Source organism: Streptomyces sp. NPDC045431, from assembly GCF_040646655.1.
Lineage (GTDB): Bacteria > Actinomycetota > Actinomycetes > Streptomycetales > Streptomycetaceae > Streptomyces.
Map to the genome: position 1 here is coordinate 16,436 of NZ_JBEZAQ010000027.1, position 25,326 is coordinate 41,761.

General features: G+C 72.5%; 24 protein-coding genes, 1 pseudogene and 1 riboswitch. Of the genes and pseudogenes, 14 read left to right on the forward strand and 11 right to left on the reverse strand.

Annotated elements, in window-relative coordinates; translation table 11 throughout:
* Window positions 1-12: 12 nt before the first annotated feature.
* The 4 genes from AB0A69_RS31725 to ribD all read right to left on the reverse strand — a co-directional run bounded on the left by AB0A69_RS31725 (window position 13) and on the right by ribD (window position 3,716).
* The gene (locus AB0A69_RS31725) at window positions 13-1,293 is read right to left on the reverse strand and encodes a bifunctional 3,4-dihydroxy-2-butanone-4-phosphate synthase/GTP cyclohydrolase II (RefSeq protein ID WP_361429194.1); all 1,281 of its coding nucleotides are present in this window, start codon (window positions 1,291-1,293) and stop codon (window positions 13-15) included.
* A 121-nt stretch (window positions 1,294-1,414) separates the two neighbouring features.
* On the reverse strand, window positions 1,415-2,050 hold the full coding sequence (locus tag AB0A69_RS31730; protein ID WP_361429196.1) for a nicotinamide mononucleotide transporter family protein: 636 nt from the start codon (window positions 2,048-2,050) through the stop codon (window positions 1,415-1,417).
* Window positions 2,047-2,655 carry a riboflavin synthase gene (locus AB0A69_RS31735; RefSeq protein ID WP_361429198.1) on the reverse strand — a complete coding sequence of 203 codons (609 nt, stop codon included), beginning with the start codon at window positions 2,653-2,655 and terminating at the stop codon, window positions 2,047-2,049. Before AB0A69_RS31735 ends, AB0A69_RS31730 begins: the two co-directional genes overlap by 4 nt.
* Before the next feature lie 2 nt (window positions 2,656-2,657).
* On the reverse strand, window positions 2,658-3,716 hold the full coding sequence (ribD, locus tag AB0A69_RS31740) for a bifunctional diaminohydroxyphosphoribosylaminopyrimidine deaminase/5-amino-6-(5-phosphoribosylamino)uracil reductase RibD (protein ID WP_361429259.1): 1,059 nt from the start codon (window positions 3,714-3,716) through the stop codon (window positions 2,658-2,660).
* Between the two features lie 247 nt (window positions 3,717-3,963).
* A riboswitch (FMN riboswitch) is annotated at window positions 3,964-4,094 on the reverse strand.
* Between the two features lie 239 nt (window positions 4,095-4,333).
* Here ribD and AB0A69_RS31745 point away from each other — a divergent pair.
* Entirely contained in the window at window positions 4,334-6,694 is a 2,361-nt protein-coding gene (locus AB0A69_RS31745) for a chitinase C-terminal domain-containing protein (protein WP_361429200.1), read from the forward strand.
* A 91-nt stretch (window positions 6,695-6,785) separates the two neighbouring features.
* Here the strand turns inward: AB0A69_RS31745 and AB0A69_RS31750 are convergent, their stop codons facing one another.
* Window positions 6,786-7,985 carry an ROK family transcriptional regulator gene (locus AB0A69_RS31750; RefSeq protein WP_361429202.1) on the reverse strand — a complete coding sequence of 400 codons (1,200 nt, stop codon included), beginning with the start codon at window positions 7,983-7,985 and terminating at the stop codon, window positions 6,786-6,788.
* Between the two features lie 99 nt (window positions 7,986-8,084).
* Between AB0A69_RS31750 and AB0A69_RS31755 the strand changes: the two genes are divergently transcribed.
* Both AB0A69_RS31755 and AB0A69_RS31760 read left to right on the forward strand, forming a co-directional pair.
* Complete coding sequence (locus AB0A69_RS31755; RefSeq protein WP_361429204.1) at window positions 8,085-9,287, forward strand: MFS transporter; 1,203 nt, start codon at window positions 8,085-8,087, stop codon at window positions 9,285-9,287.
* Between the two features lie 153 nt (window positions 9,288-9,440).
* Window positions 9,441-10,877 carry a solute carrier family 23 protein gene (locus AB0A69_RS31760; protein WP_361429206.1) on the forward strand — a complete coding sequence of 479 codons (1,437 nt, stop codon included), beginning with the start codon at window positions 9,441-9,443 and terminating at the stop codon, window positions 10,875-10,877.
* Here the strand turns inward: AB0A69_RS31760 and AB0A69_RS31765 are convergent.
* Window positions 10,856-11,080: pseudogene (locus AB0A69_RS31765) on the reverse strand (glycoside hydrolase family 6 protein); the annotation flags it as partial. The gene AB0A69_RS31760 and the pseudogene AB0A69_RS31765 overlap by 22 nt on opposite strands.
* Here AB0A69_RS31765 and AB0A69_RS31770 point away from each other — a divergent pair.
* Both AB0A69_RS31770 and AB0A69_RS31775 read left to right on the forward strand, forming a co-directional pair.
* Window positions 11,081-11,353, forward strand: a complete 273-nt coding sequence (locus tag AB0A69_RS31770) for a hypothetical protein (RefSeq protein ID WP_361429267.1) — start codon at window positions 11,081-11,083, stop codon at window positions 11,351-11,353.
* Window positions 11,354-11,536: 183 nt separating this feature from the next.
* Window positions 11,537-12,286, forward strand: a complete 750-nt coding sequence (locus AB0A69_RS31775; protein WP_361429208.1) for a DUF5995 family protein — start codon at window positions 11,537-11,539, stop codon at window positions 12,284-12,286.
* On the opposite strand, the gene AB0A69_RS31780 is transcribed toward AB0A69_RS31775, so the two are convergent.
* Window positions 12,247-13,941, reverse strand: coding sequence for an NAD(P)/FAD-dependent oxidoreductase (locus AB0A69_RS31780; RefSeq protein ID WP_361429210.1), 1,695 nt, complete (start codon window positions 13,939-13,941; stop codon window positions 12,247-12,249). The two genes, AB0A69_RS31775 and AB0A69_RS31780, sit on opposite strands and share 40 nt — an antisense overlap.
* Window positions 13,942-13,990: 49 nt before the next feature.
* The gene (locus AB0A69_RS31785) at window positions 13,991-14,779 is read right to left on the reverse strand and encodes a carbon-nitrogen hydrolase family protein (protein ID WP_361429261.1); all 789 of its coding nucleotides are present in this window, start codon (window positions 14,777-14,779) and stop codon (window positions 13,991-13,993) included.
* Window positions 14,780-15,077: 298 nt separating this feature from the next.
* On the opposite strand from AB0A69_RS31785, the gene AB0A69_RS31790 reads away from it, so the two are divergent.
* Complete coding sequence (locus tag AB0A69_RS31790; RefSeq protein WP_361429212.1) at window positions 15,078-15,638, forward strand: Repetin; 561 nt, start codon at window positions 15,078-15,080, stop codon at window positions 15,636-15,638.
* 10 nt (window positions 15,639-15,648) lie between these two features.
* On the opposite strand, the gene AB0A69_RS31795 is transcribed toward AB0A69_RS31790, so the two are convergent.
* Both AB0A69_RS31795 and AB0A69_RS31800 read right to left on the reverse strand, forming a co-directional pair.
* Entirely contained in the window at window positions 15,649-16,104 is a 456-nt protein-coding gene (locus AB0A69_RS31795) for an Lrp/AsnC family transcriptional regulator (RefSeq protein ID WP_031078195.1), read from the reverse strand.
* Between the two features lie 10 nt (window positions 16,105-16,114).
* A complete protein-coding gene (locus tag AB0A69_RS31800) occupies window positions 16,115-17,578 on the reverse strand; it encodes an amino acid permease (RefSeq protein ID WP_361429215.1) in 1,464 nt (487 codons plus the stop codon).
* A 306-nt stretch (window positions 17,579-17,884) separates the two neighbouring features.
* Between AB0A69_RS31800 and AB0A69_RS31805 the strand changes: the two genes are divergently transcribed.
* The 8 genes from AB0A69_RS31805 (at window position 17,885) to AB0A69_RS31840 (ending at window position 24,193) form a co-directional block, all read left to right on the forward strand.
* Window positions 17,885-19,021 carry a GDSL-type esterase/lipase family protein gene (locus tag AB0A69_RS31805; RefSeq protein WP_361429217.1) on the forward strand — a complete coding sequence of 379 codons (1,137 nt, stop codon included), beginning with the start codon at window positions 17,885-17,887 and terminating at the stop codon, window positions 19,019-19,021.
* A gap of 67 nt (window positions 19,022-19,088) precedes the next feature.
* Window positions 19,089-19,325 (forward strand): DUF5133 domain-containing protein, encoded by a 237-nt coding sequence (locus tag AB0A69_RS31810; RefSeq protein WP_361429219.1) that lies wholly within the window; start codon window positions 19,089-19,091, stop codon window positions 19,323-19,325.
* 207 nt (window positions 19,326-19,532) lie between these two features.
* Window positions 19,533-20,426, forward strand: coding sequence for an STAS domain-containing protein (locus tag AB0A69_RS31815; protein WP_361429221.1), 894 nt, complete (start codon window positions 19,533-19,535; stop codon window positions 20,424-20,426).
* Window positions 20,423-20,824, forward strand: a complete 402-nt coding sequence (locus tag AB0A69_RS31820) for an STAS domain-containing protein (RefSeq protein WP_361429223.1) — start codon at window positions 20,423-20,425, stop codon at window positions 20,822-20,824. Before AB0A69_RS31815 ends, AB0A69_RS31820 begins: the two co-directional genes overlap by 4 nt.
* A complete protein-coding gene (locus tag AB0A69_RS31825) occupies window positions 20,825-21,487 on the forward strand; it encodes an ATP-binding protein (protein ID WP_361429225.1) in 663 nt (220 codons plus the stop codon).
* Window positions 21,487-22,497 carry a SpoIIE family protein phosphatase gene (locus AB0A69_RS31830; RefSeq protein WP_361429227.1) on the forward strand — a complete coding sequence of 337 codons (1,011 nt, stop codon included), beginning with the start codon at window positions 21,487-21,489 and terminating at the stop codon, window positions 22,495-22,497. Before AB0A69_RS31825 ends, AB0A69_RS31830 begins: the two co-directional genes overlap by 1 nt.
* Entirely contained in the window at window positions 22,494-23,771 is a 1,278-nt protein-coding gene (locus AB0A69_RS31835; protein WP_361429229.1) for a PP2C family protein-serine/threonine phosphatase, read from the forward strand. Before AB0A69_RS31830 ends, AB0A69_RS31835 begins: the two co-directional genes overlap by 4 nt.
* Before the next feature lie 62 nt (window positions 23,772-23,833).
* Window positions 23,834-24,193 (forward strand): ATP-binding protein, encoded by a 360-nt coding sequence (locus AB0A69_RS31840; RefSeq protein ID WP_361429231.1) that lies wholly within the window; start codon window positions 23,834-23,836, stop codon window positions 24,191-24,193.
* Window positions 24,194-24,377: 184 nt separating this feature from the next.
* On the opposite strand, the gene AB0A69_RS31845 is transcribed toward AB0A69_RS31840, so the two are convergent.
* Window positions 24,378-25,226, reverse strand: coding sequence for an RNA polymerase sigma factor SigF (locus AB0A69_RS31845; protein WP_361429233.1), 849 nt, complete (start codon window positions 25,224-25,226; stop codon window positions 24,378-24,380).
* Window positions 25,227-25,326 lie beyond the last annotated feature (100 nt).

Consider the following 25,326-nt stretch of genomic DNA (forward strand, 5'->3'; position numbering starts at 1 on the left):
CGTTCTGTCGGGTCACTGGTTGTTGCAGGGGGATGCGCCGGCGGCGGCGTCGAGCCAGGGCAGGTCGTGGCCCATCCGGTCGCGCTTGGTCCGCAGGTAGCGCACGTTGTGCTCGCCGGCCTGGACGGGCATGGGCTCGCGGCCGTTGACCGTGAGGCCGTGCCGGACGAGCGCGGTGATCTTCTCGGGGTTGTTGGTCATCAGCCGCAGGCTGCGTACGCCGAGGTCGGCGAGCATCTGCGCGCCGGCGGCGTAGTCGCGGGCGTCGGCGGGCAGGCCGAGCTCCAGGTTGGCGTCGAGGGTGTCGCGGCCGCGCTCCTGGAGTTCGTACGCGCGCAGCTTGGACAGCAGGCCGATGCCGCGGCCCTCGTGGCCGCGCAGGTAGACGACGACACCGCGGCCGGCCTCGGTGACGCGACGCATGGACTCCTCCAGCTGGGGGCCGCAGTCGCAGCGCTGCGAGTGGAAGATGTCGCCGGTCAGGCACTCGGAGTGGAGCCGTACGAGGACGTCGTCGCCGTCGCCGACCTCGCCGTGGACGAGCGCGACGTGCTCCACGCCGTCGACGGTGGAGCGGTAGCCGTACGCCGTGAAGTCGCCGTACGCCGTCGGGAGGCGGACCTCGGCCTCGCGGCGGACGGTGGGCTCGTTGCTGCGGCGGTAGGCGATCAGGTCCTCGATGGAGATGATCGTCAGGCCGTGCTTGCGGGCGAAGGGCACCAGCTCGGGCAGGCGCAGCATCACGCCGTCCTCGCCGGCGATCTCGACGATCGCGCCGGCCGGGCGCAGCCCGGCGAGGCGGGCGAGGTCGACGGCGGCCTCGGTGTGGCCGTTGCGGACGAGGACGCCGCCGGGCTGGGCGCGCAGCGGGAAGATGTGGCCCGGGCGGACGAAGTCGGACGGCTCGGAGGTGCCGGCGGCCAGCAGCTGGAGGGTGGTGGCGCGGTCGGCGGCGGAGATGCCGGTGGTGACGCCGTGGACGGGGGCCGCGTCGACGGAGACGGTGAAGGCCGTCTTCATCGACTCGGTGTTGTCGGTGACCATCTGCGGCAGCTGGAGACGGTCGAGCTCGTCGGCCTCCATGGGGGCGCAGATCAGGCCCCGGCACTCGCTCATCATGAAGGCGATGATCTCCGGGGTGGCCTTCTCGGCGGCGATGACGAGGTCGCCCTCGTTCTCCCGGTCCTCGTCGTCGACGACCACGACGGGGCGGCCGGCGGCGATGTCGCGGATGGCCTGCTCGACGGGGTCGAGCGCGAGGTCGGTGGCGTCCCAGACGCTGAGGGAGGTCATGCCGCGCTCCTTTCGTTCTCCCCCATGGCCTTCGGCCTGGGGGCGCCCCCATCTCCGCCTGCGCGGCGCAGAGGTGCGGGCATCACGGTTGTCTGCGGGCCGGCGGCCGCGCATGCGTCGCTCACAGGAGTGCTCCTTCCAGGGCGGCGTTCGCGCGGGAGCGCAGCCACCAGTCGCGCAGGCCCCACAGGACGAGCGCACCGTAGATGACGTAGACGAAGCCGGAGAACGCGTAGCCGTTGGCGAAGTTCAGCGGCACGCCCACCAGGTCGACGAGCAGCCAGGCGAACCAGAACTCGACCATGCCGCGTGCCTGCGCGTACATGGCGACCAGCGTGCCGACGAAGATGTACGCGTCCGGCCACGGGTCCCAGGACAGCGTCGGGTAGGCGGTGAACAGCCCGCCGACGGCGAGGGTGCCGAGGACGGCGCCGCCCGCCATGAGGCCGCGCTCGCGCCAGGTGGCGAAGCGCACGACGATCGAACCGTCCTGGGCCTGCTGCCGGCCGCGGTTCCACTGCCACCAGCCCCAGGCGGCGACCGCCATGACGACGACCTGCTTGCCGGCGCTGCCGGTGAGGTGGCCGGCGAAGGCGGTGAAGAGGATGACGCCGGAGAGGAACTGCGCCGGCCAGGTCAGGATGGAGCGGCGCCAGCCGAGCGCGAGGGCGATCAGGCCGATGGTGTTGCCGATCATGTCCGACCAGAGGATGTGCTGGCCGAAGGCGGTGAAGGCCTCGGAGTTGAGCCAGTTCACTGGGCCGCCTCCCGGCTGCGGTCGCCGAGCATGCGCTCGACGTACTTGGCGATCACGTCGACCTCCAGGTTCACCGGGTCGCCGGGCTCCTTGATGCCGAGCGTGGTGAGGGCGAGGGTGGTCGGGATGAGGCTGACGGTGAAGTGGTCGAGGCCCGCGTCGACGACGGTGAGGCTGACGCCGTCGACCGTGATGGAGCCCTTCTCGACGACGTAACGGCTCAGTTCCGCCGGGAGGGAGATCTTGATGATCTCCCAGTTCTCGGAGGGGGTGCGCGCCAGGATGGTGCCGGTGCCGTCGACGTGGCCCTGGACGATGTGGCCGCCGAGGCGGTCGCCGACCGCCATGGGGCGTTCCAGGTTGACGCGGGAGCCGGGGCCCAGCGCGCCGAGGCTGGAGCGGTTCAGGGTCTCGGCCATCACGTCGGCGGTGAACTCGCCGCCGGCGGTGTCCACGACGGTGAGGCAGACGCCGTTGACGGCGATCGAGTCGCCGTGCTTGGCGTCCTCGGTGACGAGCGGCCCGCGCAGACGGAAGCGGGAGGCGTCGCCGAGGCGTTCGACGGCGGTGACCTCACCCAGTTCTTCGACGATTCCGGTGAACACGCTCAGCGCTCCTTCGATGCGACGGTGGCGGTGATACGAAGATCGGGGCCGATGCGGACGGTCTCGGTGACGTCGAGCCGCAGCGCGTCGGTGAGGGTGGTGATCCCGGCGTCGGCGAGGGCGGCGGGGCCCGCGCCGAGGAGGGCCGGGGCGAGATAGGCGACGACCTTGTCGACGGCGCCGGCGGCGACGAAGGCCCCGGCGAGGGTCGGGCCGCCCTCCAGCAGGACGGAGCGGACGCCGCGCTCGTGCAGGGCGGCCAGCAGCGCCGGGACGGACAGGCCCCGGCCGTCCGCGGCGCGCGGCAGGCGCACGGCCTCGGGGAGGTCGGTCGCGGCGTCCTCGGCGACCGCGATCAGGGTCGGCGCGGCGTCGTCCAGGACGCGGGCGCCGGGCTTGACGGCGGTGGCCTCGGTGTCGACGACGACCCGCAGCGGCTGGACGGCGCCCTCGATGCCGCGTACCGCGAGGTGCGGGTCGTCCGCGCGGGCGGTGCCGGCGCCGACGACGACGGCGTCGGCCTCGGCGCGCAGCCGGTGGACGTCGGCGCGGGACTCCGGGGAGGAGATCCAGCGGCTGGTGCGGTCCTGCGCGGCGATACGGCCGTCGAGGGTGGCGGCGTACTTCCACAGGACGTAGGGGCGGCCGAGGCGTACGGAGGTGAGCCAGGCGGCGTTGCCGGCCTCGGCCTCGGCGGCCAGGAGTCCGGGGACGACCTCGATCCCGGCGGCGCGCAGGGTGTCGGCGCCGCCGGTGGCCTGGGGGTTCGGGTCGCCGACCGCGTACACGACCCGGGCGATCCCGGCCTCGACGAGGGCCTGGGCGCACGGGCCGGTGCGGCCGGTGTGGTTGCAGGGTTCGAGGGTGACGTAGGCGGTGCCGCCGCGGGCGAGGACCCCGGCCTGGCGCAGGGCGTGGACCTCGGCGTGCGGGCCTCCGGCGCGCTCGTGCCAGCCGGCGCCGACCTCGTGTCCGGAGGCGTCGAGGATGACGCAGCCGACGACGGGGTTGGGGCTGGTGGAGCCGAGGCCGCGGGCGGCGAGCGCGATGGCGCGGCGCATGGCGGCACGGTCGGCGCCGTCGACGCGATCGGCGCTGTCGACGTCTGCCGTGCCGGGCTCGTGGGCGTCCGCTGCGGGGGCCACCGGGTCCTCCTGCCTCTTCGGGCGCGGACTCCGGGGCCTGTCGATGACGACAGAAGAGCGGGACGACACCATCGCACGGGGACGCCGAGGCCGATGGGACCGGACGCCGGGAAACGGCGACCAGCACACCTACGGCCGGCGCACCCCGGTGAAGGGTCACCCGCCGCGCACTGCCTCCCATCCGGACTTTCACCGTCGGTCCAGGAATTTCACCTGGTCAACCGGCCACTGGATGCGGCCGGGTCGCGGACTGTAACCGCCGGTTCGGAATTACACCGACCCCGGAGTGCGCTGCTGCTGATACAGGGCCAGTGTGCCATGGACGATCGTCGGCCACGCGGGCGGATGGTGTGGCCTGACTCACAGGGGCGACGGCGGTTCGCCCGTCCGCCGATAGGTGGTCCAGACCTATTGACCGGTTGGTCTAGTCCTTTTAATCTCTGCGTCACCCGCCGGTGTGCGCACACCAGGGCAGAACACGACCCACCCCTTTGCCAGTTGTGTGCCCTGAGCCTCCACAGGAGGAACCGACCGTGCTGTCCCCCACATCCAGACGAGCCACGATGCTCGCGTCCGGCGTCGCCGCCGCCGGGCTGCTGCTCGGCTCGCTCACCGGAGGCGTCTCCCACGCCGCCACCGACCACGAGAGCTGTCGCCCCGACGGCCTGTACAAGACCTCCGGCGTCGACGTGCCGTACTGCTCGGTCTACGACACCGAGGGCCGCGAGAAGATGGGCGCCGACCACCAGCGCCGCGTCATCGGCTACTTCACCGGCTGGCGCACCGGCAAGGACGGCACGCCCGCCTACCTCGCCTCGAACATCCCGTGGGACAAGGTCACCCACATCAACTACGCCTTCGGGCACATCGACTCCGCCAACAAGCTGTCGGTCGGTACGGACGGCCCGAACAACGCCGCCACCGGCATGACGTGGCCGGGTGTCGCGGGCGCGGAGATGGACCCCTCGTACGCGTACAAGGGGCACTTCAACCTGCTGAACAAATTCAAGAAGCAGCACCCGGACGTCAAGACGCTGATCTCGGTGGGCGGCTGGGCCGAGACCGGCGGGTACTTCGACGACAGCGGCAAGCGCGTCAACTCCGGCGGCTTCTACACGATGGCCACGAACGCCGACGGCTCGGTGAACCAGGCGGGCATCGACACCTTCGCCGACTCGGCGGTCGCCTTCATCAAGAAGTACGGCTTCAACGGCGTCGACATCGACTACGAGTACCCGACGTCGATGAAGGACGCGGGCAACCCGCTGGACTACTCGGCCTCCAACGCCCGCCGGGCGGGGCTCGTCAAGGGCTACGCGGCCCTGATGAAGACCCTCCGCGAGAAGCTGGACAAGGCGGGCGCGGCCGACGGCAAGCACTACCTGCTCACGGTCGCGGCCCCCTCCTCCGGCTACCTGCTGCGCGGCATGGAGACCTTCCAGGTCCAGAAGTACCTGGACTACGTCAACATCATGTCCTACGACCTGCACGGCGCCTGGAACGAGTACGTCGGGCCGAACGCCTCGCTGTTCGACGACGGCAAGGACGCGGAGCTGGCGGCGGCGAACGTCTACGGCAGCCAGCAGTACGGCGGCATCGGCTACCTCAACACCGACTGGGCGTACCACTACTTCCGCGGCTCGATGCCGGCCGGCCGGATCAACATCGGTCTGCCGTACTACACCCGCGGCCACAAGAACGTGCAGGGCGGCACGGACGGCCTGTGGGGCAAGGCCGCCGCGACCAGCTGCCCGACCGGCTCCGGCCTGACCAAGTGCGGTGACGGCGCGGTCGGCATCGACAACCTGTGGCACGACAAGGACGACGCCGGCAAGGAGTCGCCGGCCGGCTCCAACCCCATGTGGCACGCCAAGAACCTGGAGAAGGGCGTCCTCGGCGACTACCTGAAGAGCTACGGCTTCCCCGCCGACACCCGCCTGACCGGCACCTACGCGCGCAAGTACGACTCGACGCTGGTCGCGCCGTGGCTGTGGAACGCCGAGAAGAAGGTCTTCCTGTCGACCGAGGACGAGCAGTCGGTCGCGCGCAAGGCGGACTACGTCGTGGACAAGGGCATCGGCGGCACGATGGTGTGGGAGCTGGCCGGTGACTACGGCTGGAACGCGGCCAAGGGGCAGTACGAGCCCGGCTCCACGCTGACGTCGCTGATGTACGACAAGTTCAAGGCGGCCGCGCCGTACGGCGCGAAGGTCTCGAACAAGGCGCTGCCGACCAAGGCCGTGAACATCGGTGTGGAGTTCGGCGAGTTCAAGCTCGGTGACTCCAACTACCCGATCACGCCGAAGGTGAAGATCACCAACAACACGAAGACGACGCTGCCGGGCGGTACGGAGTTCCAGTTCGACTACTCCACCTCGGCTCCGGGCAACGCCTCGGACCAGTCCGGCTTCGGCACGAAGGTGATCAGCAGCGATCACACCGGGTCGAATGTGGGCGGGCTGAAGGGTGACTTCCACCGCGTCTCGCTGAAGCTGCCGGCGTGGCAGACGCTGGCGCCGGGCGCGTCGGTGGACCTGTCCTTCAACTACTACCTGCCGGTGTCGACGCCATGGAACTGGACCGTGAACATCGGCTCCACGACGTACGCGCTGGCCGGGGACCTGGCGCGGGGCACGACGGTGGTCGAGCCGGGCTCGAGCACCGGTCCGTCGCCCGACCCGACGAACCCGACGCCCACGCCGACGCCCACGCCCACGCCGACACCGACGCCTGGTGCGTGCACCGCGCCCGCGTGGAGCGCGGCGACCGCGTACGGCTCCGGCAGCACGGTGTCCCATGCGTCCCGCACCTGGAAGGCGAAGTGGTGGACGAAGGGCGAGGAGCCCGGCACCACCGGCGAGTGGGGTGTCTGGCAGGACCTCGGCGCCTGCTGACCCGGTAGCGGGACACGGACGCCCGGCGGCGGATGAACGGCCCTTGCCGCCGCCGGGCGTCTCGGCGTTGTCACGGTAAGGCCCGAAGGCCTCAGCGCGTGGTGCCGAACAGCTCGTCCTGCGCCCGGTCGCGGACGGTCAGCAGCGCCCCGCGCAGGACCGCCGCGCCGCCCAGGGCGCTCGCACGGACCTCGGTGCGCAGCGGCGAGAGCGCGGCCAGCCGCTCCTCGACGCGGGCGGCGAGGCCGGGCCCACCCGCGAGGCCGACCTCGCCGCCCAGGACCACGCAGCCCGGGTCCAGTACGGCGCTGACGGCGGCCGCGCCGAGGGCGATGCGCTCGGCGAGCGCGTCCAGGAAGGCGTCCGCGGCGCCTGCGCGGCCTCGGCCCGGGCTCTCCAGCGCCGCGCGGACCGCCACCGCGCCCGGCGGCTCCCGGTCCCCGGCGGTTTCGCCGGCTTCGACGCCGTACCGGCTCGCGAGCGCCTGGATGGCCGCGGATCCCGCCAGCGCGTGGAAGCCGCCCTCGCAGCCGGTCGCCGACGGCAGCCCGCCAGTGCCCGGCACCGGCAGGAAGCCGATCTCGCCGGCGCCGCCGGAAGCGCCGCGCCGCAGCCTGCCGTCCAGGACGACGGCCGCGCCGACGCCGTGCCCGAGCCACAGCAGTACGAAGGTGTCGCGGTCCCGCGCGGCGCCTTCGCGCTGTTCGGCGACGGCGGCGACGTTGGTCTCGTTCTCGACGTGGACCGCCACGCCCGGCAGGCGCTTCTGGAGGACGGGGACGAGCCGCCGGTGCCAGGCGGGCAGTTGGGCGGAGTCGCGCAGTTCGCCGGTGGCCGGGTCGACGAGTCCGGGTGCCCCGATGCCGATGCTGTGCAGCCGCGCGGCGCCCGCCTTCCGCGTCGTGCGCTCCAGGAGTGCGGCGGCGCGCTCGACGGCCCGCCCGTCGCTGAGGCCCTCCATGGGCAGCGACGCCTCGGCCAGCGGGGCGCCCAGCAGGTCGGTGACGACGACGGAGACGCTGCGGGTGCGGACGTCGAGGGCGGCGAGGTGGGCGCGGTCGGCGACGATTCCGTACACCCGGGCGTTCGGGCCGCGCCGGTCGGCGCCCGTCTCCCCCACGACCCGGATCAGTCCGGAGTCCTGGAGCCGTTCGACCAGGTCGGCGACGGTGGGCCGGGAGAGCCCGGTCAGCTCCTTCAGCCGACTCGCCGTCAGCGGGCCCTCCTCCTGGAGGAGTCGCAGCGCGAGCCGGTCGTTGATGGCCCGGGCGGTGCTGGGCGATGCGGGCATGCCGTCATCCTCTCAGGACTCGTCATACGAGCTTACTATCAGGCAGGCTTCCTGATAATTTACGTGGTCCGGGAAACGACGGGACGGACGGAGGGGCCGATGGCACAGGACGTGGCGTTCGGCAGGGAGCGGCTGAAGCGGGCGCGGTTCGCCGTGGCCGCCGTCTTCTGTGTGCACGGTGCCGTGACGGGCAGCTTCGCCACCCGCATCCCCTGGATCCAGGACCACGCCGGGGTCAGCGCGGGCCAGCTCGGCCTCGCGCTCGCCTTCCCGGCGATCGGCGCCTCGCTGGCGATGCCGCTGGCGAGCACGATCACCCACCGCTTCGGTGCCCGCAGCGCGCTGCGCGGCCTGCTCGCCCTGTGGACCCTCTCGCTGGCCCTGCCCTCCCTCGCGCCGAACGTCTACGCCCTGTGCGCCGCGCTCTTCGTCTACGGCGCCACCGCCGGCATGTCCGACGTGGCCATGAACGCGCTGGGCGTCGAGGTCGAGAACCGCCTGGACAAGTCGATCATGTCGAGTCTGCACGGCATGTGGAGCGCGGGCGCGCTGATCGGCTCGGCCGCCGGGACGCTCGCCGCGCACCTCGGCGGCGACGCCCGGCTGCACCACCTCGCCGCGGCCGTCGTCCTCACCGTCCTCGGGATGGTGTTCTGCCAGGGCGTGCTGGACCTGCGCAGCGCGCCTGACGAGGAGGCGCCGCCACGGTTCGCGCTGCCGCCCCGCTCGGCGCTGGTGATCGGCCTCATCGGCTTCTGCGGGGTGTTCGCGGAAGGCGCCAGCCTGGACTGGTCGGCGGTCTACCTGAAGGAGCAGCTCGGTACGTCGGCGGGCCTGGCGGCCGCCTCCACGACCGCGTTCGCGCTGACCATGGCGGTGGCGCGGCTGGTCGGCGACAAGGTCGTGGACCGGTTCGGCGCGGTGCGCACGGTACGGGTCGGGGGCCTCGCGGCGACCCTCGGCGGCGTCCTGGTGGTCCTGGGCCCGCACCCGGCGGTGGCGCTGGCGGGCTTCGGGCTCATCGGGCTCGGCGTCGCCGCCGTCGTACCGCTGGCCTTCGCCGCGGCGGGGCGCAGCGGCCCGAACCCGAGCCAGGCGATCGCGGGCGTGGCCACCATCACGTACACCTCGGGCCTCATCGCCCCCTCGGCGATCGGCGGCGTGGCCGACGTGACGTCGCTGACGGTGTCGTTCGGCCTGGTCACGCTGCTGGCGTTCGGCCTGGTGGTGGGCGCGGGCGTGCTGCGCACGGGCGACCGGACGGCGGCGCGGGCGGGGGCGGGCGCGGAGGCCCGGCGCTAGCGGGGCAGTCCGCGCACGCACGTCCGTCCGGGTTCGTAGGAAAGTCGCACTACCATGGCGACCGGTCTTTTTCGGCCGCTCCCCGGCCGGGACCCGGCCGCGAGGCCGCGGCCCCCGTACCGGAGAACGAACCGGAGAAGTGGAGCCACCCCCATGAACCTCGGCGTGCGCTGGAGCCTGCACGGCGACGGCCGGACACCCGCGCCCGGAGCCGTCGTCCGGCCCGACGAGCGGCTCTCGTGGCCGCGTACGGTCGGCCTCGGCGCACAGCACGTGGTGGCCATGTTCGGCGCGTCGTTCGTGGCGCCCGTCCTGATGGGGCTCGACCCCAACCTCGCGATCATGATGTCCGGCGTGGCGACGGTGGTCTTCCTCCTCGCCACCCGCGGCAAGGTCCCCAGCTACCTGGGCTGCTCGCTCTCCTTCGTCGGCGTGGCCGCCACCATCCGGGCCACCGGCGGCGACAGCGCCACGGTCACCGGCGCGGTGCTGGTGGTCGGCGCCGTGCTGTTCCTGGTGGGGCTCGCGGTACGGCGGTTCGGGGCGCGGATCATCCACGCGGCGATGCCGCCGGTCGTGACCGGCGCCGTGGTCATGCTGATCGGGTTCAACCTGGCGCCGGTCACGGCGTCGACGTACTGGCCGCAGGACCAGTGGACCGCGCTGCTGGTGATGCTCTTCACCGGGCTCGCCGTCGTCTGTCTGCGCGGCTTCTGGTCGCGTGTGGCGATCTTCCTGGGACTGGTCTTCGGCTACGTCCTCTCCTGGGTGTTCGACCTGGCCTTCGGGAAGATCCACTCGCCGCTGGGCGGCGCCGAGGCCGTCGACCACTGGCGCCTGGACCTGTCCGGCGTGGCCAAGGCCGACTGGATCGGGCTGCCCTCCTTCCACGCGCCCGCCTTCGAGTGGTCCGCGATCCTCGTCGCCCTCCCGGTCGTGATCGCGCTCGTCGCGGAGAACGCCGGACACGTCAAGGCCGTCGGCGAGATGACCGGCGACCCGCTCGACGACAAGCTGGGCACCGCGATCGCCGCGGACGGCGCCGCGTCCGTGCTGTCCACCGCCGTGGGCGGCCCGCCGAACACCACGTACTCCGAGAACATCGGCGTCATGGCCGCCACCCGCGTCTACTCGACCGCCGCCTACTGGGCCGCCGCCGGCTTCGCGCTCCTCTTCGGCCTGTGCCCCAAGTTCGGCGCGGTCGTCGCCGCCATCCCCGGCGGTGTGCTGGGCGGGATCACCGTCATCCTCTACGGGATGATCGGTCTGCTGGGCGCGCAGATCTGGCTCAACGCCAAGGTCGACCTGCGCAGCCCGCTCAACCTGGTCCCGGCCGCCGCGGGCATCATCATCGGCGTCGGCGGCGTCAATCTGAAGATCACCGACAACTTCGAGCTGGGCGGCATCGCGCTCGGCACGATCGTCGTCATCACCGGCTACCACGTGCTGCGCGCCTTCGCCCCCGCCCACATGAAGGCGGACCCGCAGGAGCCCCTGCTGGACTCGGGCACGTCCGCGTACGACACCGAGGGCACCGACGGCACCGACAGCGGTACCCCGGAGGGTGGTCAGCCGGTCGCCAGGTCGTAGGCGTAGCCGGCGGAGAACTCCCCCGCCGCGCCCGAGCAGCCGTCCGACTCGCCCGGCAGCTTGACCCACAGGTAGGCGTCGATCCGGGCCTCGCCGGTCGTGGTCGTGGGCGTACGGCCCAGGGCGCGGCCGGGCGGGTCGCACCACTTGCCGGGCGCCGGCGCGCCGTTGCCGTTGCGGCTGGTGTCGATGACGGCGCCGAGGTGGGCGGGGACGCCGGCGTCGGCGAGGACGTCGGCTTCGGCTTCGGCTTCGGTGAGGGCGCGGCGGACGGGCTGGGCGGCGGCGGGGGCGGCGCGAGGGAGGGCAGGAGGAGGCTCGGCCGCGCGGGCAGCGGCAGCGGGTCCGGCAGCCCCCTGCCGGAGGCCTCGGCCACGTGGGCCGTGTCGTTCCGCGCGCCGCCACCGGTCGCGGCGAGCACGCCGCCGGCCGCTCCGACGGCGACGATCACCGAAGCGGTGGCCGCCATGGCGTGACGCCGAGCGGTACGCCGCCGCTCGAGCCGCTCCCGCCGCCGCTCCCGCCGCTGTGCGCGTACGCCTGACACCGTGAGATCCCCCTCCCCCGAAGGCGCCTTCCCCCAGCCGGCGGTTCCCCCGTTTCGGGGAAGCACGGCTCGACGGCACCCCTGGGTGCGTACCGACTGCCACCCTGCACCCATGGCACAGACCCAGCAGTTCACGTCGACGGCCGGCTCCGTCGACCCCGTGGTGGCCCGGATGCGGGCGCTGCGCTCGCTGTGGCCGGAGAGCGACGGGGTGGCGGTCTTCAACCGGGTCTATCTGACGGTCACCGAGGAGATCGGCCGGCACATCGACGCGGGCGGCTTCGTGGACCGGCGGGCCGCCGTCACCCTGGACGTCCGCTTCGCGGGGCGGTACCTCGCGGCGGTGGACGCGGTCGCCGCGGGCGGGCGCCCGCCGGCGTGCTGGCGGCCGCTGTTCCAGTACCGCCGCCATCCCGGCGTACGGCCGCTGCAGTTCGCGCTCGCCGGTATCAACGCGCACATCGGGCACGACCTGGCGCTGGCGGTGGTGGACACCTGCCGTGCGCTCCGCTGCGAACCGGAGGCTCTGGAGAGGGAGTTCGACCGCGTGGGCGACATCCTCACCTTGCTGGAGGAGCGCATCCGCGAAGAGGTGATGCCGGGCCCGGACCTGCTGGAGGTCGCGGACCCGCTGACGCATCTGCTCGGCTGCTGGAGCCTGGAGCGGGCCCGCGACGCGGCGTGGCTCGCGGCCCGCTCCCTGTGGCAGCTGCACCGGTTCCCCGGCCTGCCGGAGCTGGCCGAGGAGTTCACCGAACGCCTCGACCGCTCCGTGGGCCTGGTGAGCCGGATGCTGCTGACACCCGTGGACCGGTGCGGTGCTCAGTCCTCCGGCAGCTCGACCGGCGCGATCTCGTCGTAGACGTCGCCCGGGCCCGGGTTGGACGGGTCGGTCTCGCCGCCGAAGTGGTGCATGACGCCCCACACGGCGTTCAGCGCGGTCTGCACGGCGCCCTCGGCCCAGCCGGCCGTCCACGAGATGTCGTCACCGGCGAGGAAGATGCCCCGCTTGTCCTCGGGCAGCCGGTCCTGCATGAAGTGCGTGAACAGGCGGCGCTGGTAGCGGTAGTGACCCGGCAGGTTGGCCTTGAACGCGCCCATGAAGTAGGGCTCGTTCTCCCAGGACACGGTCACCGGGTTGCCGATGATGTGCTTGCGGATGTCGACCTTCGGGTAGATCTCGCCGAGCGACTTGAGCATGACCTCCATGCGCTCCTGCGCGGACAGCGGCAGCCACTTGAGGCTGTCGTCGCACCAGGTGTACGAGAGGCAGATGACGGCCGGCTTGTCCGGGCCGTCGTCCAGCAGGTACGTGCCGCGGGTCATGCGGTCGGTGAGCGTCATCGACATGACGTCCCGGCCGGTCTCCTCGTCCTTGTCCAGCCAGAAGGGCCGGTCGACCGGGACGAAGAGCTTGGACGACTCCATGTAGTGGGTGCGCTCCATCGCCGTCCAGTGGTCGATGGGGAAGAGCGAGTCGTCGCAGGCGATCTTGGACAGCAGCATCCAGGACTGGGCGGTGAAGATCGCCGCCTGGTAGGTGCGGATGTCGCCGTTCGCGTCGGTGACGGTGATGCGGTTGCCGGCGGTGCGGTTCAGGCGGGTCACGGCGGGCTTGGGGTCGCCGCCGTGCAGCTTCGCCAGCGAGGTGCCCTGCTCCCAGTGGACGATCTTCTCCGGCTCGCGCTCCCACAGGCGCAGCGGCAGCTGCTGCGAGCCGCCGACGATGCCGCGGTGGTGGTCGTCGGCCTCGGTGTAGACGACGCGGAGGATCTCCAGGATGGAGTTGGGGAAGTCGGTGTCCCAGCCGCCGGTGCCGAAGCCGACCTGGCCGAAGATCTCGCGGTGCCGGAAGGACTTGAAGGCCTCGGACTCGCACAGGAAGCCGTAGAAGGTCTGGTTGTCGAGCTTCTCGACGAGCTTGGCCCAGATCTCGCGGATGCGCGGGACGTCGCGCTCGCGCATGGCGCGGTTCATGTCGGAGAAGTCCGCGCCCTCCTCCAGGCAGTCGTTCCACGCCTTGGCGACGTCGCGGTAGACCTGCGGCAGGTCGTCGATGGTCTGCGCGTAGTGGCTCTCGCCCTTGAGGTCGACGACGGTCGACGGGGTGGCCTCGGCCAGCGGGTTCGGGAACGGCCGGGTCTCCAGGTCCACCAGGTCGATGTAGTGCTGGAGCGCGGTCGAGGAGGGCGGGAAGCGCATGGCGCCCATCTCGGCGGTCAGGCCCTCGGTGCCGGTGCCCTCGAAGCCGACGGTGCGCAGGCGGCCGCCGATCTGGTCGGCCTCGTAGACGACCGGCTTGAGGCCCATCTTCATCAGCTCGTACGCGGCGACGATGCCGGAGAGCCCGCCGCCGATGACGGCGACCTCGGTGCCGTGCTCGGTCGCGGGTATCTGGCCGAGCCCGGCCGGGTGGGCCAGGAAGTCGTCGTACGCGTACGGGAAGTCCGGTCCGAACATGGTGATCGGCGGCTGCGCGTCGGTGTGCTGGACGGCGGTGGGCACCGTGGACGTCATGGGGTACGGACTCCTTGCACGGGTGAAGAAAGAGGGGTGAGCGGGGGGCTCAGGTCAGGGAGGTGTAGAGGCCGGGGCGGCGGTCCCGCAGGTACGGGTTGGCCTCGCGCGAGGTGCGCAGCAGCTCGGGGTCGGCGTCGCCGGTGACCAGCTCCTCGGCGCGGCCGGCGCGGGCGCGGGCGGTGCCGTCGGGGCCGGCGAGGGCGGACAGGCCGACGAACTCGAAGTCGCCCTCCTGGCCGGTCCGGTTGGCGTACGCGATGTACAGCTGGTTCTCGAAGGCGCGCACCGGTACGACGGACTCGGCGACGACCTCGGCCGGGTGCATCAGTGCGGTCGGCACCAGGAGGAGGTCGGTGCCGGCGAGCGCGTGCGCCCGGACGTTCTCCGGGAACTCCACGTCGTAGCAGATCATCAGGCCGACGCGCAGGCCGCCGAGCTCGGTCTGGACGACGGGCTGGTCGCCGGGGGTGAACGAGTCGCTCTCGAAGCCGCCGTAGAGGTGGGTCTTGCGGTAGCTCAGCAGCCGGGTGCCGTCGGGGCCGATCAGCTGCGCGGAGTTGTACACCGTGTCCCCGTCGCGCTCCGGGTAGCCGTACGCGATGGCGAGTCCGTGGCGCCCGGCGATCTCGGCGATCGCGTCGGCCGAGTCGCCGTCGGCGGGCTCGGCGAGCCGGGCGACGCCGTCGCCGATCGCGTACCCGGTCAGGAACATCTCGGGCGCGACCAGCAGGCCGGCGCCGGTGGCGGCGGCGCGGGCGGCGGCCTCGTCGAGGACCTTGAGGTTGGCGGCGACGTCACCGGGCTGTCCGGAGCTCTGGAGCAGGGCGGTGCGCAGCGGCGGCATCGGCAGACCTCGGTCGGGGTGCGGGAGGACGGGGAAGGCGTCGAGAAGACGTTCAAAACGGTACGGTCCGGCGCTCTTCCGGGACAAGGCATGACCGTTGCGGACCGACCGTTGATCCGTTGCGCGGATGTGGCGGTCGGCGGAGATTCATTGCGAGCAGCTCCCCCACCGGGCGGAGGGTGGCCCCGCCGGGCGGCGGAGGGCGGATCCCACCTGCGCGCGATGTGGCGGAAGGGGGCCGGACGGAACAGTGAGGGACGACCGATCACCGGCCGGAAGGGCTTCCACGATGAACCGTCGTATCAAGATCGTCGCCGTCGGGCTGGCAGTGCTGCTCGCCGCCGGGGCCGCGGGCCCCGCCCTGGCCACCGACGACGGACCGGCCCGGACGGGCGGCGCCCGTGAGGCGGCGGCGCTGACCGGTACGGCGATGCTCGCGCGTCCGGCGGGCGACAAGGTCACCGTCTCCTTCGACGCCCACCTGGACGCCGAGGACAACGACAACCCCTTGAACGCCCACGGCACCTTCCGCTTCAGCCACTACGTGGGCGATTGGGGCGGCAAGGCGGAGGCCAGGGTGGACTGCCTGATCACCGGCGGCAAGGTCGCCGTCGTCTCGGGCGTCATCACGAAGGCCGACCGCGATCTGAAGGCCGCGGTCGGCAAGAGGGTCGGGGTTTCGGTGCACGACCTGGGCGGGCAGGACCGGCTGGGCTACAGCTGGGCGGCCCTGGGGCTGCCCCAGGAGACCCCGGACAACCTGCCGAAGTGCATCAGCTCGGCCCCCTTCGAGAAGACGGAGCCGGGCTCCGGGACCTTCCGGGTGCTGCCCTGGGAGCCGCGGCGCTGACGGCCCGCGGTCAGGCGGGCGAGCCGGACGAGAAGCGGCGCAGCAGCGGGGAGAGGACCAGGACCGACTTGGTGCGCTCCACGAAGGGCTCGCCCGCGATCCGCTCCAGCACCCGCTCGAAGTGGCGCATGTCGGAGGCGAAGACCTGGACGATCGCGTCCGCGTCACCGGTGACGGTGGACGCGGACGCGATCTCGGGGTAGCGCTCGAGACCGCGCTGGATGGTCTCGGGCGAGGTGTTGCCGCGTGCGTAGATCTCGATGAAGCCCTCGGTCTCCCAGCCGAGCGCGGCCGGGTCGACCCGCACCGTGAAGCCGGTGATGGCGCCCTCCGCCCGCAGCCGGTCCACGCGCCGCTTCACGGCGGGCGCGGACAGGCCCACGAGCGAGCCGATGTCGGCGTAGGAGCGGCGGGCGTCCTCCGCCAGGGCGTGGACGATGCGTTCGTCGAGATCGTTCAGTCGCACTACGGGTGGGTCACTTCTCTGCGGTCGCCAGTCTGGAGCGGCTCATGCCGTACACGAAGTAGACCACGAGACCCACGGCCATCCAGATACCGAAGTAGGCCCAGGTGATCATGTCGAGGCTGTACATGCTGTAGCCGCAGAAGATGAAGCCCAGCACGGGGAAGAGCGGGCCGAACGGCACCTTGAAGGTGCGCGACAGCTCGGGACGGGTGAAGCGGAGCACGACGACCGCGATGTTGACCAGCGCGAAGGCGAACAGCGTGCCGATGCTGGTGGCGTTGACAAGCTCGCCGAGCGGGATCGCCGCGGCGAGGATGCCGCAGAACAGCGAGACGATCACGGTATTGACGCGCGGGGTGCCGGTCTTGGGGCTGACCTTGCCGAAGACCTTCGGCACCAGGCCGTCGCGGGACATGGCGAAGAGGATGCGGGTCTGGCCGTAGAGCACGGTCAGGACGACGCTGGCGATGGAGATCACCGCGCCGGCGGCGAGCAGCGTGCCCCAGAAGCTCTGACCGGTGACGTCGTTCATGATCGCGGCGAGCGAGGCCTCGGAGCCCTCGAACTTCTTCCAGTCCCAGGCGCCCACGGCGACGGCCGCGACGAGCACGTACAGCGCGGTGACGATGACCAGCGAGAGCATGATCGCCCGCGGCAGGTCGCGCTTGGGGTCCTTGGCCTCCTCACCCGCGGTGGAGGCGGCGTCGAAGCCGATGTACGAGAAGAAGAGGATGGCGCCCGCGGCACCGACGCTGCTCACGCCGAGCGGCATGAAGTCGGAGTAGTTGCCGGACGTGAAGCCCATGAAGCCGATGGCGCAGAACAGGACGAGCGCCGCGATCTTGACGCCCACCATGATGGTGTTGGCGCGGGCGGACTCCTTGGCGCCGCCGAGCAGGAACACCATCGCCAGCATGACGACGATCAGGGCGGGCAGGTTGAATATGCCGCCCTCGCCGGGGGGCGCGGTGAGCGCCGCGGGCAGGGTGACGCCGATCGTGCCGTCGAGGAGCTGGTTGAGGTAGTCACCCCAGCCGACCGCCACGGCGGCGACGGACACGCCGTACTCCAGAAGCAGGCACCAGCCGCAGACCCAGGCGACGAGTTCGCCCATCGTTGCGTACGCGTACGAGTACGACGAGCCGGCGACGGGGATGGTGCCCGCCAGTTCGGCGTAGGAGAGGGCCGAGAAGAGCGCCGTGAGACCGGCGAAGACGAAGGCCAGGGTGACGGCCGGGCCGGCCAGCGGGACGGCTTCGCCGAGGACGACGAAGATGCCGGTGCCGAGCGTGGCACCGATGCTGATCATGGTCAGCTGCCACATGGAGAGCGAGCGGCGGAGGCTGCCGCCCTCACCCTGCCCACCCTCTGCGACCAGCACATCCACCGGCTTGCGCCGAGTGAGAGCGGAGAGCCCGGACGCCTTGGGCGCGGATGGCTCGGTGGCGGGAGGGGCTGCGCCTTGGTCCAGCACTGCGGAGGCTCCTTCATCGCTGCGGGGGTCGGCGACGGCGACTCCGCGGCGGCTCACGGGCGCGTCGAACGCCACCCGAGGGGGAAGGGGACCGCCGAGCGGGCGGTCGCCGCCACTCCTGGTACGGGGCACGAGCCTAAGCGCCGAGCTTCGCGCTTGTAATGAAGCGTTGTTGCGCATCGGCGCATGATCATTGCGCACTTGGGGCACGGACGGGGAAACATTGCGCCCTGCCGCACGAATCGACACATTGGGGCCGGGAGCAGGCACTTTCGCCGAGCGTGGCAGACCGGAGGGAGACCCCTGATGAGCTGGCTGGATCCGGTGCCTTTTCTGCGTGGTACGGCCTGGCTGGACCCGCGGTGCCGGGGCCGCGCGGTGCGCGCCGCGCCGGGCGCGCTGGCCCGGCTGCCGTGGGACACCGCCCAGCGGGCCGCGCTGCCCATCGGGGTACGCCTGGAGTTCACGGCCTCGCCGGGCACCCGCGCCGTCGAGGTCCGCTACCGGACGTCCGTACCGGAGGGACACGGCCACGCGGACGACGGCGACTCCGCGGACGACGCGGAGAATGCGGACGGCGCGGAGTATGCGGACGGCGCGGACCCGCTGCGCGCGCTCGGGCACTGCTTCGCGCTCTGGGAGGGCGAGCGGTGCGTCGGCGAGACGTGCACGAAACCGGAGGAGGACGGCGCCGAGGAGGCCACGGTCATCCTGGAGCTCCCCGGAGACTCCACCTCGACTCGGAGCCGTCTCGGACCCTTCACCGTCCACCCGCCCGAGGCCGTCGGGCCCGTGGTCCTCGGGGTGCGGGCGGTCGGCGGCGGCATCGCGCCCGCCGCGCCGAGGCCGCGCTGGGTGGTGCACGGCGACTCCATCACCGAGGGCTGGTGGTCGACCCGCCCCGCGCACGCGTGGCCCGCCGTCGCCGGGCGCATGCTCGGCGTCGACGCGGTGAACCTCGGCTACGCGGGCTCCGCGCGCGGTGAGCTGCCGGTCGCCGAGCAGCTCGCGGCCCTCCCCGCCGAGCTGCTGACCCTCGCCTTCGGCACGAACTGCTGGTCCGGCACCCCGTTCTCCGCGCCGCTGCTGTACGAGACGGTGCGGGCGTTCGTCGCCCTGGTACGGCGCGGGCACCCGGACACGCCGCTGCTGCTGGTCTCGCCGGTGCTGCGCCCGGACGCCGAGACCACGCCCAACGCGCTGGGCGCGACGCTGGCCCAGCTGCGCACGGCCATGGAGGAGGCCGTACGGGACCTGGTGGCCGCCGGGGACACCCGGCTGTCGCTGCTCCCCGGCCGCGACGTACTGCGGCCGGAGCACCTGGTCGACGGGCTCCATCCCGACGACACCGGCCACGCCCTGATCGCGGCGGCGGTCGCCCGGGCGCTGCGCCCGTACACGGGCCGGGGCGGGTCGGGGCGAGTCGCCGCACCACCGGAATGAGCGCGCGAACTCGGGGTAGGGGCGCCTTCGGTCGGTGACATCCATCCGAGGAGGTTCTGTCGTGCTCATGGCCCACCCCACGGTCCTGCGCAAGCTCGTGGCGCGGTACGAGGAGCTGTCCGCGGCCGCTTCGGCGTCCGCTCCGGATCCGGCGCTCACGCGTCAACGCGAGGACACCGCCTACACCTTGTGCGTGTCGACGGGCACGCGGGACGTACGGGACGCGCTGCGGGTGGCGAGACGAGTGCTGGAGGCGGGAGGCGGCCGGACCACCGCCCCCTCGCTGACGACGGCCGCGCGCTGAGACGGGCGGAGAAGGGCGGGAAGGGCGGTGACCGGCGCTCCGGTCACCGCCCTTCCGGCCTGGCGCGACAAGGGGGTTTTCCTCCGATTCCGCCACGCCATTACGATCCAACGGCCGTTGAACATGAGAAACGGGCCGCGTACATCCGATCTTCCGGCACCCGAATCCGGAAACCCGTCCGCCCGTTTCCGATTGGGAGAGGTGCTTGTGAACATCAGCGAAACCAGTGCGCGTGACCGCCTTTGCGAGGCTCTGCGGGAGCGCGAGGAGGAGATCGCGGACCGGTGGGTCCGGCTGCAGCTGGAGCAGGCGTCGGTGCTCGGCTCGGACATGAGCGAGCAGGAGGTGCGGGAGGAGGCGGACCTGCTCATCTCCGCCCTGGCCGCCGGCCTGGCGAGCGATACGCCCGTGGAGCGGCTGGTCACGTCCCGCAACGAGCTGCGGCAGACGGTGATAGAGCTGTCCCTGCGCCGGGCGCGGGCGGGCGTCTCGCCGACCGCCACCTCCATGGCCGTGCTGTCGCTCAAGGAGGCGCTGCTCTCCGCGGTCCAGCACACCACGCGCGACTCGGCCGACCTTTTCTCCGCCGCGATCCTGATCAACCGGCTGCTGGACGCGGCCGGTGTGCTCTCCTTCGAGACGTACGTGGAGGGGCGCGAGGAGATCATCCAGCGGCAGAGCCGGCAGCTGCTCGAAGTCTCGACGCCCGTCGTACGGCTGTGGCGGCACGTGCTGGCCGTGCCGCTGATCGGCACGCTCGACACCGCGCGGACGCAGGTGGTGATGGAGAGCCTGCTGCAGGCGATCCAGGACAACGAGGCGCAGATCGCCATCATCGACATCACCGGCGTACCGGCCGTGGACACCGCCGTCGCCCAGCACCTGATGCACACGGTCAACGCCGTACGGCTGATGGGCGCCGACTGCGTCATCAGCGGGATCCGGCCGCCCATCGCGCAGACGATCGCCCAGCTCGGCATCGACCTGTCGACCATTCTGACGCGGGCGACCCTGGCGGACGCCCTGGCGGCGGCGATCCGGCTCACCGACCAGCCCGACGTCGACCCGGCTTCGGCCCCGGCCCGGTCGGTGAGCGCGTGACCACGCGCCGCGCCACGGGCGTCCCCATCCTGCGGCTCGGTGACGTGCTGATCACCGGGCTGCTCAACGAGCTGGACGATCAGTCGGCGGTGGCCTTCACCGACGAACTCACCGAGCGGATCGCCGCCGACGGCGCCCGTGGGGTGCTGATCGACATCTCCCGCCTGGAGATCATCGACTCGTTCGTGGCGCGCACCCTGATGGAGCTGGCCACCATGGCCCGTCTGCTGGGAGCGCGGGTCATCGTGGCGGGGATGCGGCCGGCGGTCGCCATCACCCTGGTCGAACTCGGGCTCCAGCTGACCGGTGTCGAGACCGCGCTCAACGCGGAGCAGGGCCTGACGGCCCTCGGCTGGCACCGCATGTCCCATGCCCCATCCCCCGGCGGGAGGTCCTGAGTGACGTTCCACGGTGAACGGCTGGCGCCGGGTGTCGAGCTGGTACCCCAGCGGGGCCCGGTGACCGAGTCCGCCGGCAGAGGCCGGCCCACGCCCCGCACCGACCAGGCCCGGACCGGTGACGGCCGAACCGGTGACGGCCGAACCGGTGACGGCCGAACCGATGACGGCCGGACCGATGACGGCCGGACCGATGACGGCCGGACCGATGACGGCCGCGTCGGCGCCGCCGACCCGCAGGCCGCCGCCGCTGATCCTCCGCCCGGCGCGGCCCGCTACCCCGTCGCCTCGGAGGAGGACCTCCTGGCCGCGCGCCATGCCGTGCGCGCCGCGACGATCGCGGCCGGTTTCGGGCTCGTCGACCAGACCAGGATCGTCACGGCGGCCAGCGAACTCGCCCGCAACGCCTACGTACACGGCGGCGGGGGCACCCTGGAGATCCAGCTCGTCGCCACGTCGGGCCGGCGCGGTCTGCGGCTCACCGTCCGCGACCAGGGCCCCGGCATCCCGGACGTGGAGAAGGCGCTCGCCGACGGCTTCACCACGGGTACGGGGCTCGGCCACGGCCTGGGCGGAGCGCGGCGGCTGATGCACGAGTTTCAGGTGCGCAGTGCCCCGGGCGGGGGCACCACCGTCATCGTCACGCGCTGGAACGACCGCTGATGTCCGTCACCACCCACATCCGGGTCGACCACTACAGCGCCGTCCAGCTCGCCGCCTCCGCGGCCCGCCGGACGGCGCTCGAACAGGGGCTGGTCGGCGCCCTGCCGGACCGGGCGGCCGTCCTGGCGAGCGAGCTCGCCAGCAACGTGGCCCGGCACGGCCGCAACGGGTCGCTGTACCTGCAGCCGCTGCCGCTGCGCCGGGGGGTGGAGGTCCTCGCCGTGGACCGGGGCCCGGGCATGGCCGACCCCGAGCGCTGCATGACCGACGGGTACAGCACCGGCGGCTCACTCGGCTCGGGCCTCGGAGCCGTACGCAGGATCGCCGACGAGTTCACCCTCCGTACGAAGGAGGGCACCGGGACGCTGGTGTGCGCCCGGCTCGGCGAGCCGGGCGCCGACGACGGCCCGGCGGCGGTCGGGACACCGGCCGTCGGGGCGGTACGCGTCCCCGCCGACGGCGAGAGCGCCTGCGGGGACGCGTGGGGCGTGGCGGTGACCGACGGCGCCCAGACGGCCCTGGTCGTCGACGGCCTGGGCCACGGCGCGCCCGCCTCCGAGGCCGCGGAGCTCGCCGTGCGCACCTTCCACCGCGACCCCGGGCAACCGCTGCCGGACCTGCTGCGGGCGATGAACCGGGCGCTGCGGCACAGCCGGGGTGCCGCGGTGGCCCTGCTGCGCCGGACGGCGGACGTGCTGGAGGTGTCCTCCGTGGGCAATGTGCGCGGGCTGCTGCTGACGCCGGGCGGCGTACGGCGGCGCTTCGGCGGCCAGCCGGGCGTCGTCGGCTGGAACATGCCGGACCCCCGGGTGCAGCGGATCCCCGCCGAGCCCGGCACCGTATCGGTCCTGCACAGCGACGGCGTCGACGCCCGCTGGGCGGACTCCCCCTCGCCCTTCCTCACCGCGCTGCCCGCCCCGCTGCTCGCCGCCGCCCTCGTGCACGCGCACCGGCGCAGCAGGGACGACGCGACCGTCCTGACCCTCGGCCCGGCACGGAGGGACACATGAGCGAGAGACCGATGAATCCGCAGACCACCACGCACCACTCGCTCGCCGGGCTGCGCACCACGCTGCGCCGCCTCGCCCATCGGGCCGGTCTGTCCGTCGAGACGCGCTACCGGCTGGCGCTGTCGGTGACCCGGGTGGCGGCCGCCGAGCTGCAGGCCGGGCGGCCGGTGTTCCTGGAGACGGTGCCCCCGGGCCCGGCCGCGTCCGACGGCGAGGGCCGGCTGACCGTACGGCTCCACATGCCGCACGCACCGCACCGGCCGGCCCTGGACGGGCTGCCGCTGCCGGCCGAGCGGCTGCCGGGGCCGGCGGCCGTGTGGCGGGTGCCCGCGGCCTCCCCCGGTGCGTCCGGTTCCTCGGCGGCCGAGCCGCCTGGTGACGGTCCGCCGGGGCTGGTGGAGCTCCTGGAGGAGGAGCTGAGCGCGGCGGTCGACCGCATGGACGCGCTCGCCGCGGACCACCAGCGGCTCAAGCACGAGCTGGCCGAGACGAACAGCGGCGTGCTGGCCCTCTACGTACAGCTGGAGGAGCGCGACGAGCAGCTGCGGCAGGCGCACGGGCGGATACTGCGCCAGCTGGAGGACGCGCTGCGCCCGCCGCCGGTGCGGGTGCCCGGCCTGGAGCTGGCCGTGCACTACGAGCCGGCGGAGAAGCACGCCCCGACGGGCGGCGACCTGTACGACTGGTTCGTCCTGCCGGACGGCACGGTGCACATCACGGTGGTGGACGCCCTGGGGCACGGGCTGACCAGTACGCGCAGCGCGCTCAACGTCACCCATGCCGTACGGACGCTGGCGCTGGAGGGGCATCCCCTGGAGTCGATCGTGGCCCGCACGGACGAGGTGCTGGCCACCTTCGACCACGAGCTGATGGCCACGGTGCAGCTCGTCCGGCTCGATCCGGCGAGCGGCGAGCTCGTGATGGCCAACGGCAGCCATCCTCCCGCCCTCCTCGTACGGGCGGACGGCGAGACCCGCCTGCTGGAGGTACGCGGCCGGGGCATCGGCTTCCCGCTGCCGGGCAGCGAGCGGCTGCTGCGGGACCGGCTGGACCCCGGCGATCTGCTGGTGCTCTACACGGACGGGCTCACCGAGAGCCGCCGCGACCCGCGCGAGGGCGAGCGGCGGCTGGCGAAGGCGGCGCGGAACCACCGGCACCGGCCGATAGAGGAGATCCCGGCCGCCATCGCCGAGGAGATGCACACGGTGATCCTGCACCCGGACGACACGGTGGCCCTCACCGTCCGGCGCGCGGGCGGCAGCCTCGGGGGTTGACACCCGGTGGTTAACCCCCGGGGGCCGGGTAGGCGAGAAGGTGACGCGAGGAGGAGCCGCCCATGTATGTCATGGAGTCACCGCCCGGCGACAGCACCTCGGTCCGCAGCGTGACCGCCGGTTTCCTGGCCGAGCACTGCCCGTGGGCCGACTGGGACGCCGTACAGCTCGTCGTGACGGAGCTCACGGCGAACGCCATGCGCCACACCCAGGGGTGGTGGCGCCTCCGGCTGCGCGCCGAGGCGGACGAACTGTGCGTGGAGATCGACGACGGAAGCGCCCGCGCCCCGGAGGTGCGGGCGCCGGACTTCGCCGGAGGCGGGGGCTTCGGCTGGCCCATGGTGCTGAGCCTGGCCGGCCGGGTGGAGGTCCGGCGCCACGCGGGCGGCAAGACGGTCCGGGCGGTGTGGGCACGGTCCTGACGAGCGCCACAGCCCTGACGAGCACTGCGGCACGGCCCTGCCGGAAGCGCCGCGGTCCTGCCGAAAGGGCCGCGGCTCTGAGACACACACCGGGTAGGCCACACACGCGCAGGCCGGACACGCGTAGGCCGGACACGCGTAGGCTCCGGGCCGCTCGGGCCCGGAGCCTGCGCGCGACTCCACCTCACTCCACCGCCAGCAGGCCTTCCCGGAGCCGTGCGGTGATCCGCGCCAGCAACCGCGACACATGCATCTGCGACACACCCAGTTCGGCGCCGATCTGGGACTGCGTCATCTCGTCCACGAACCGCATCCGCAGGATCTCGCGGTCGCGCTCGTCGAACTCCTCGATGAGCGGCTTGAGCGCCTGCACGTTCTCGACGAGATCCAGTTCCTTGTCGGGCTCGCCCAGCCGGTCGCCGAGGGTCTCCGAGGCGCTGGCGTCCCCCGCGTCGTCCAGGGGCAGGTCGAGGGAGCCGGCCGAGTAGCCGTTGGCGGCGACGAGACCCTCGATGATCTCGTCCTCCTCCATGCCCAGGTGGGCGGCGAGCTCGGCGGGCGTCGGCGAGCGGTCCAGCTGCTGGAACAGCACGTCGGTGGCGCGGGCCAGGTCGATGCGGAGCTCCTGGAGCCGGCGCGGCACGTGGACGGACCAGCTGGTGTCCCGGAAGAAGCGCTTGATCTCACCGACCACGCACGGCATGGCGAAGGTCGTGAACTCGACCTCACGGCTCAGCTCGAAGCGATCGATGGCCTTGATCAGGCCGATGGTGCCGACCTGGATGATGTCCTCCATCTGGTCGGAGCGGCTGCGGAAGCGCGTGGCCGCGTACTTGACCAGGGACAGGTTGAGCTCGATGAGCGTGTTGCGAACGTACTGGTACTCCTCCGTGCCTTCCTCCAGCACGGCCAGCCGTTCGAAGAACCGCTTCGAAAGTTCCTTCGCGTCCCTCGGAGCCACCTCGCCGGGGTTCGGCACGTCCGGCAGCTGGGTCGTCGGAGCGTCGGTCCCCGTCGAGATCGTGGTCGCCATGGACACTGCACCCTCCCTATTCTTCTCCTACGGTCGCAAGGCCCGGGTACCCGGGTTACCCGAGTGCACGCCTCCGAATCCGGTCAAGCCCTGGAAAAGT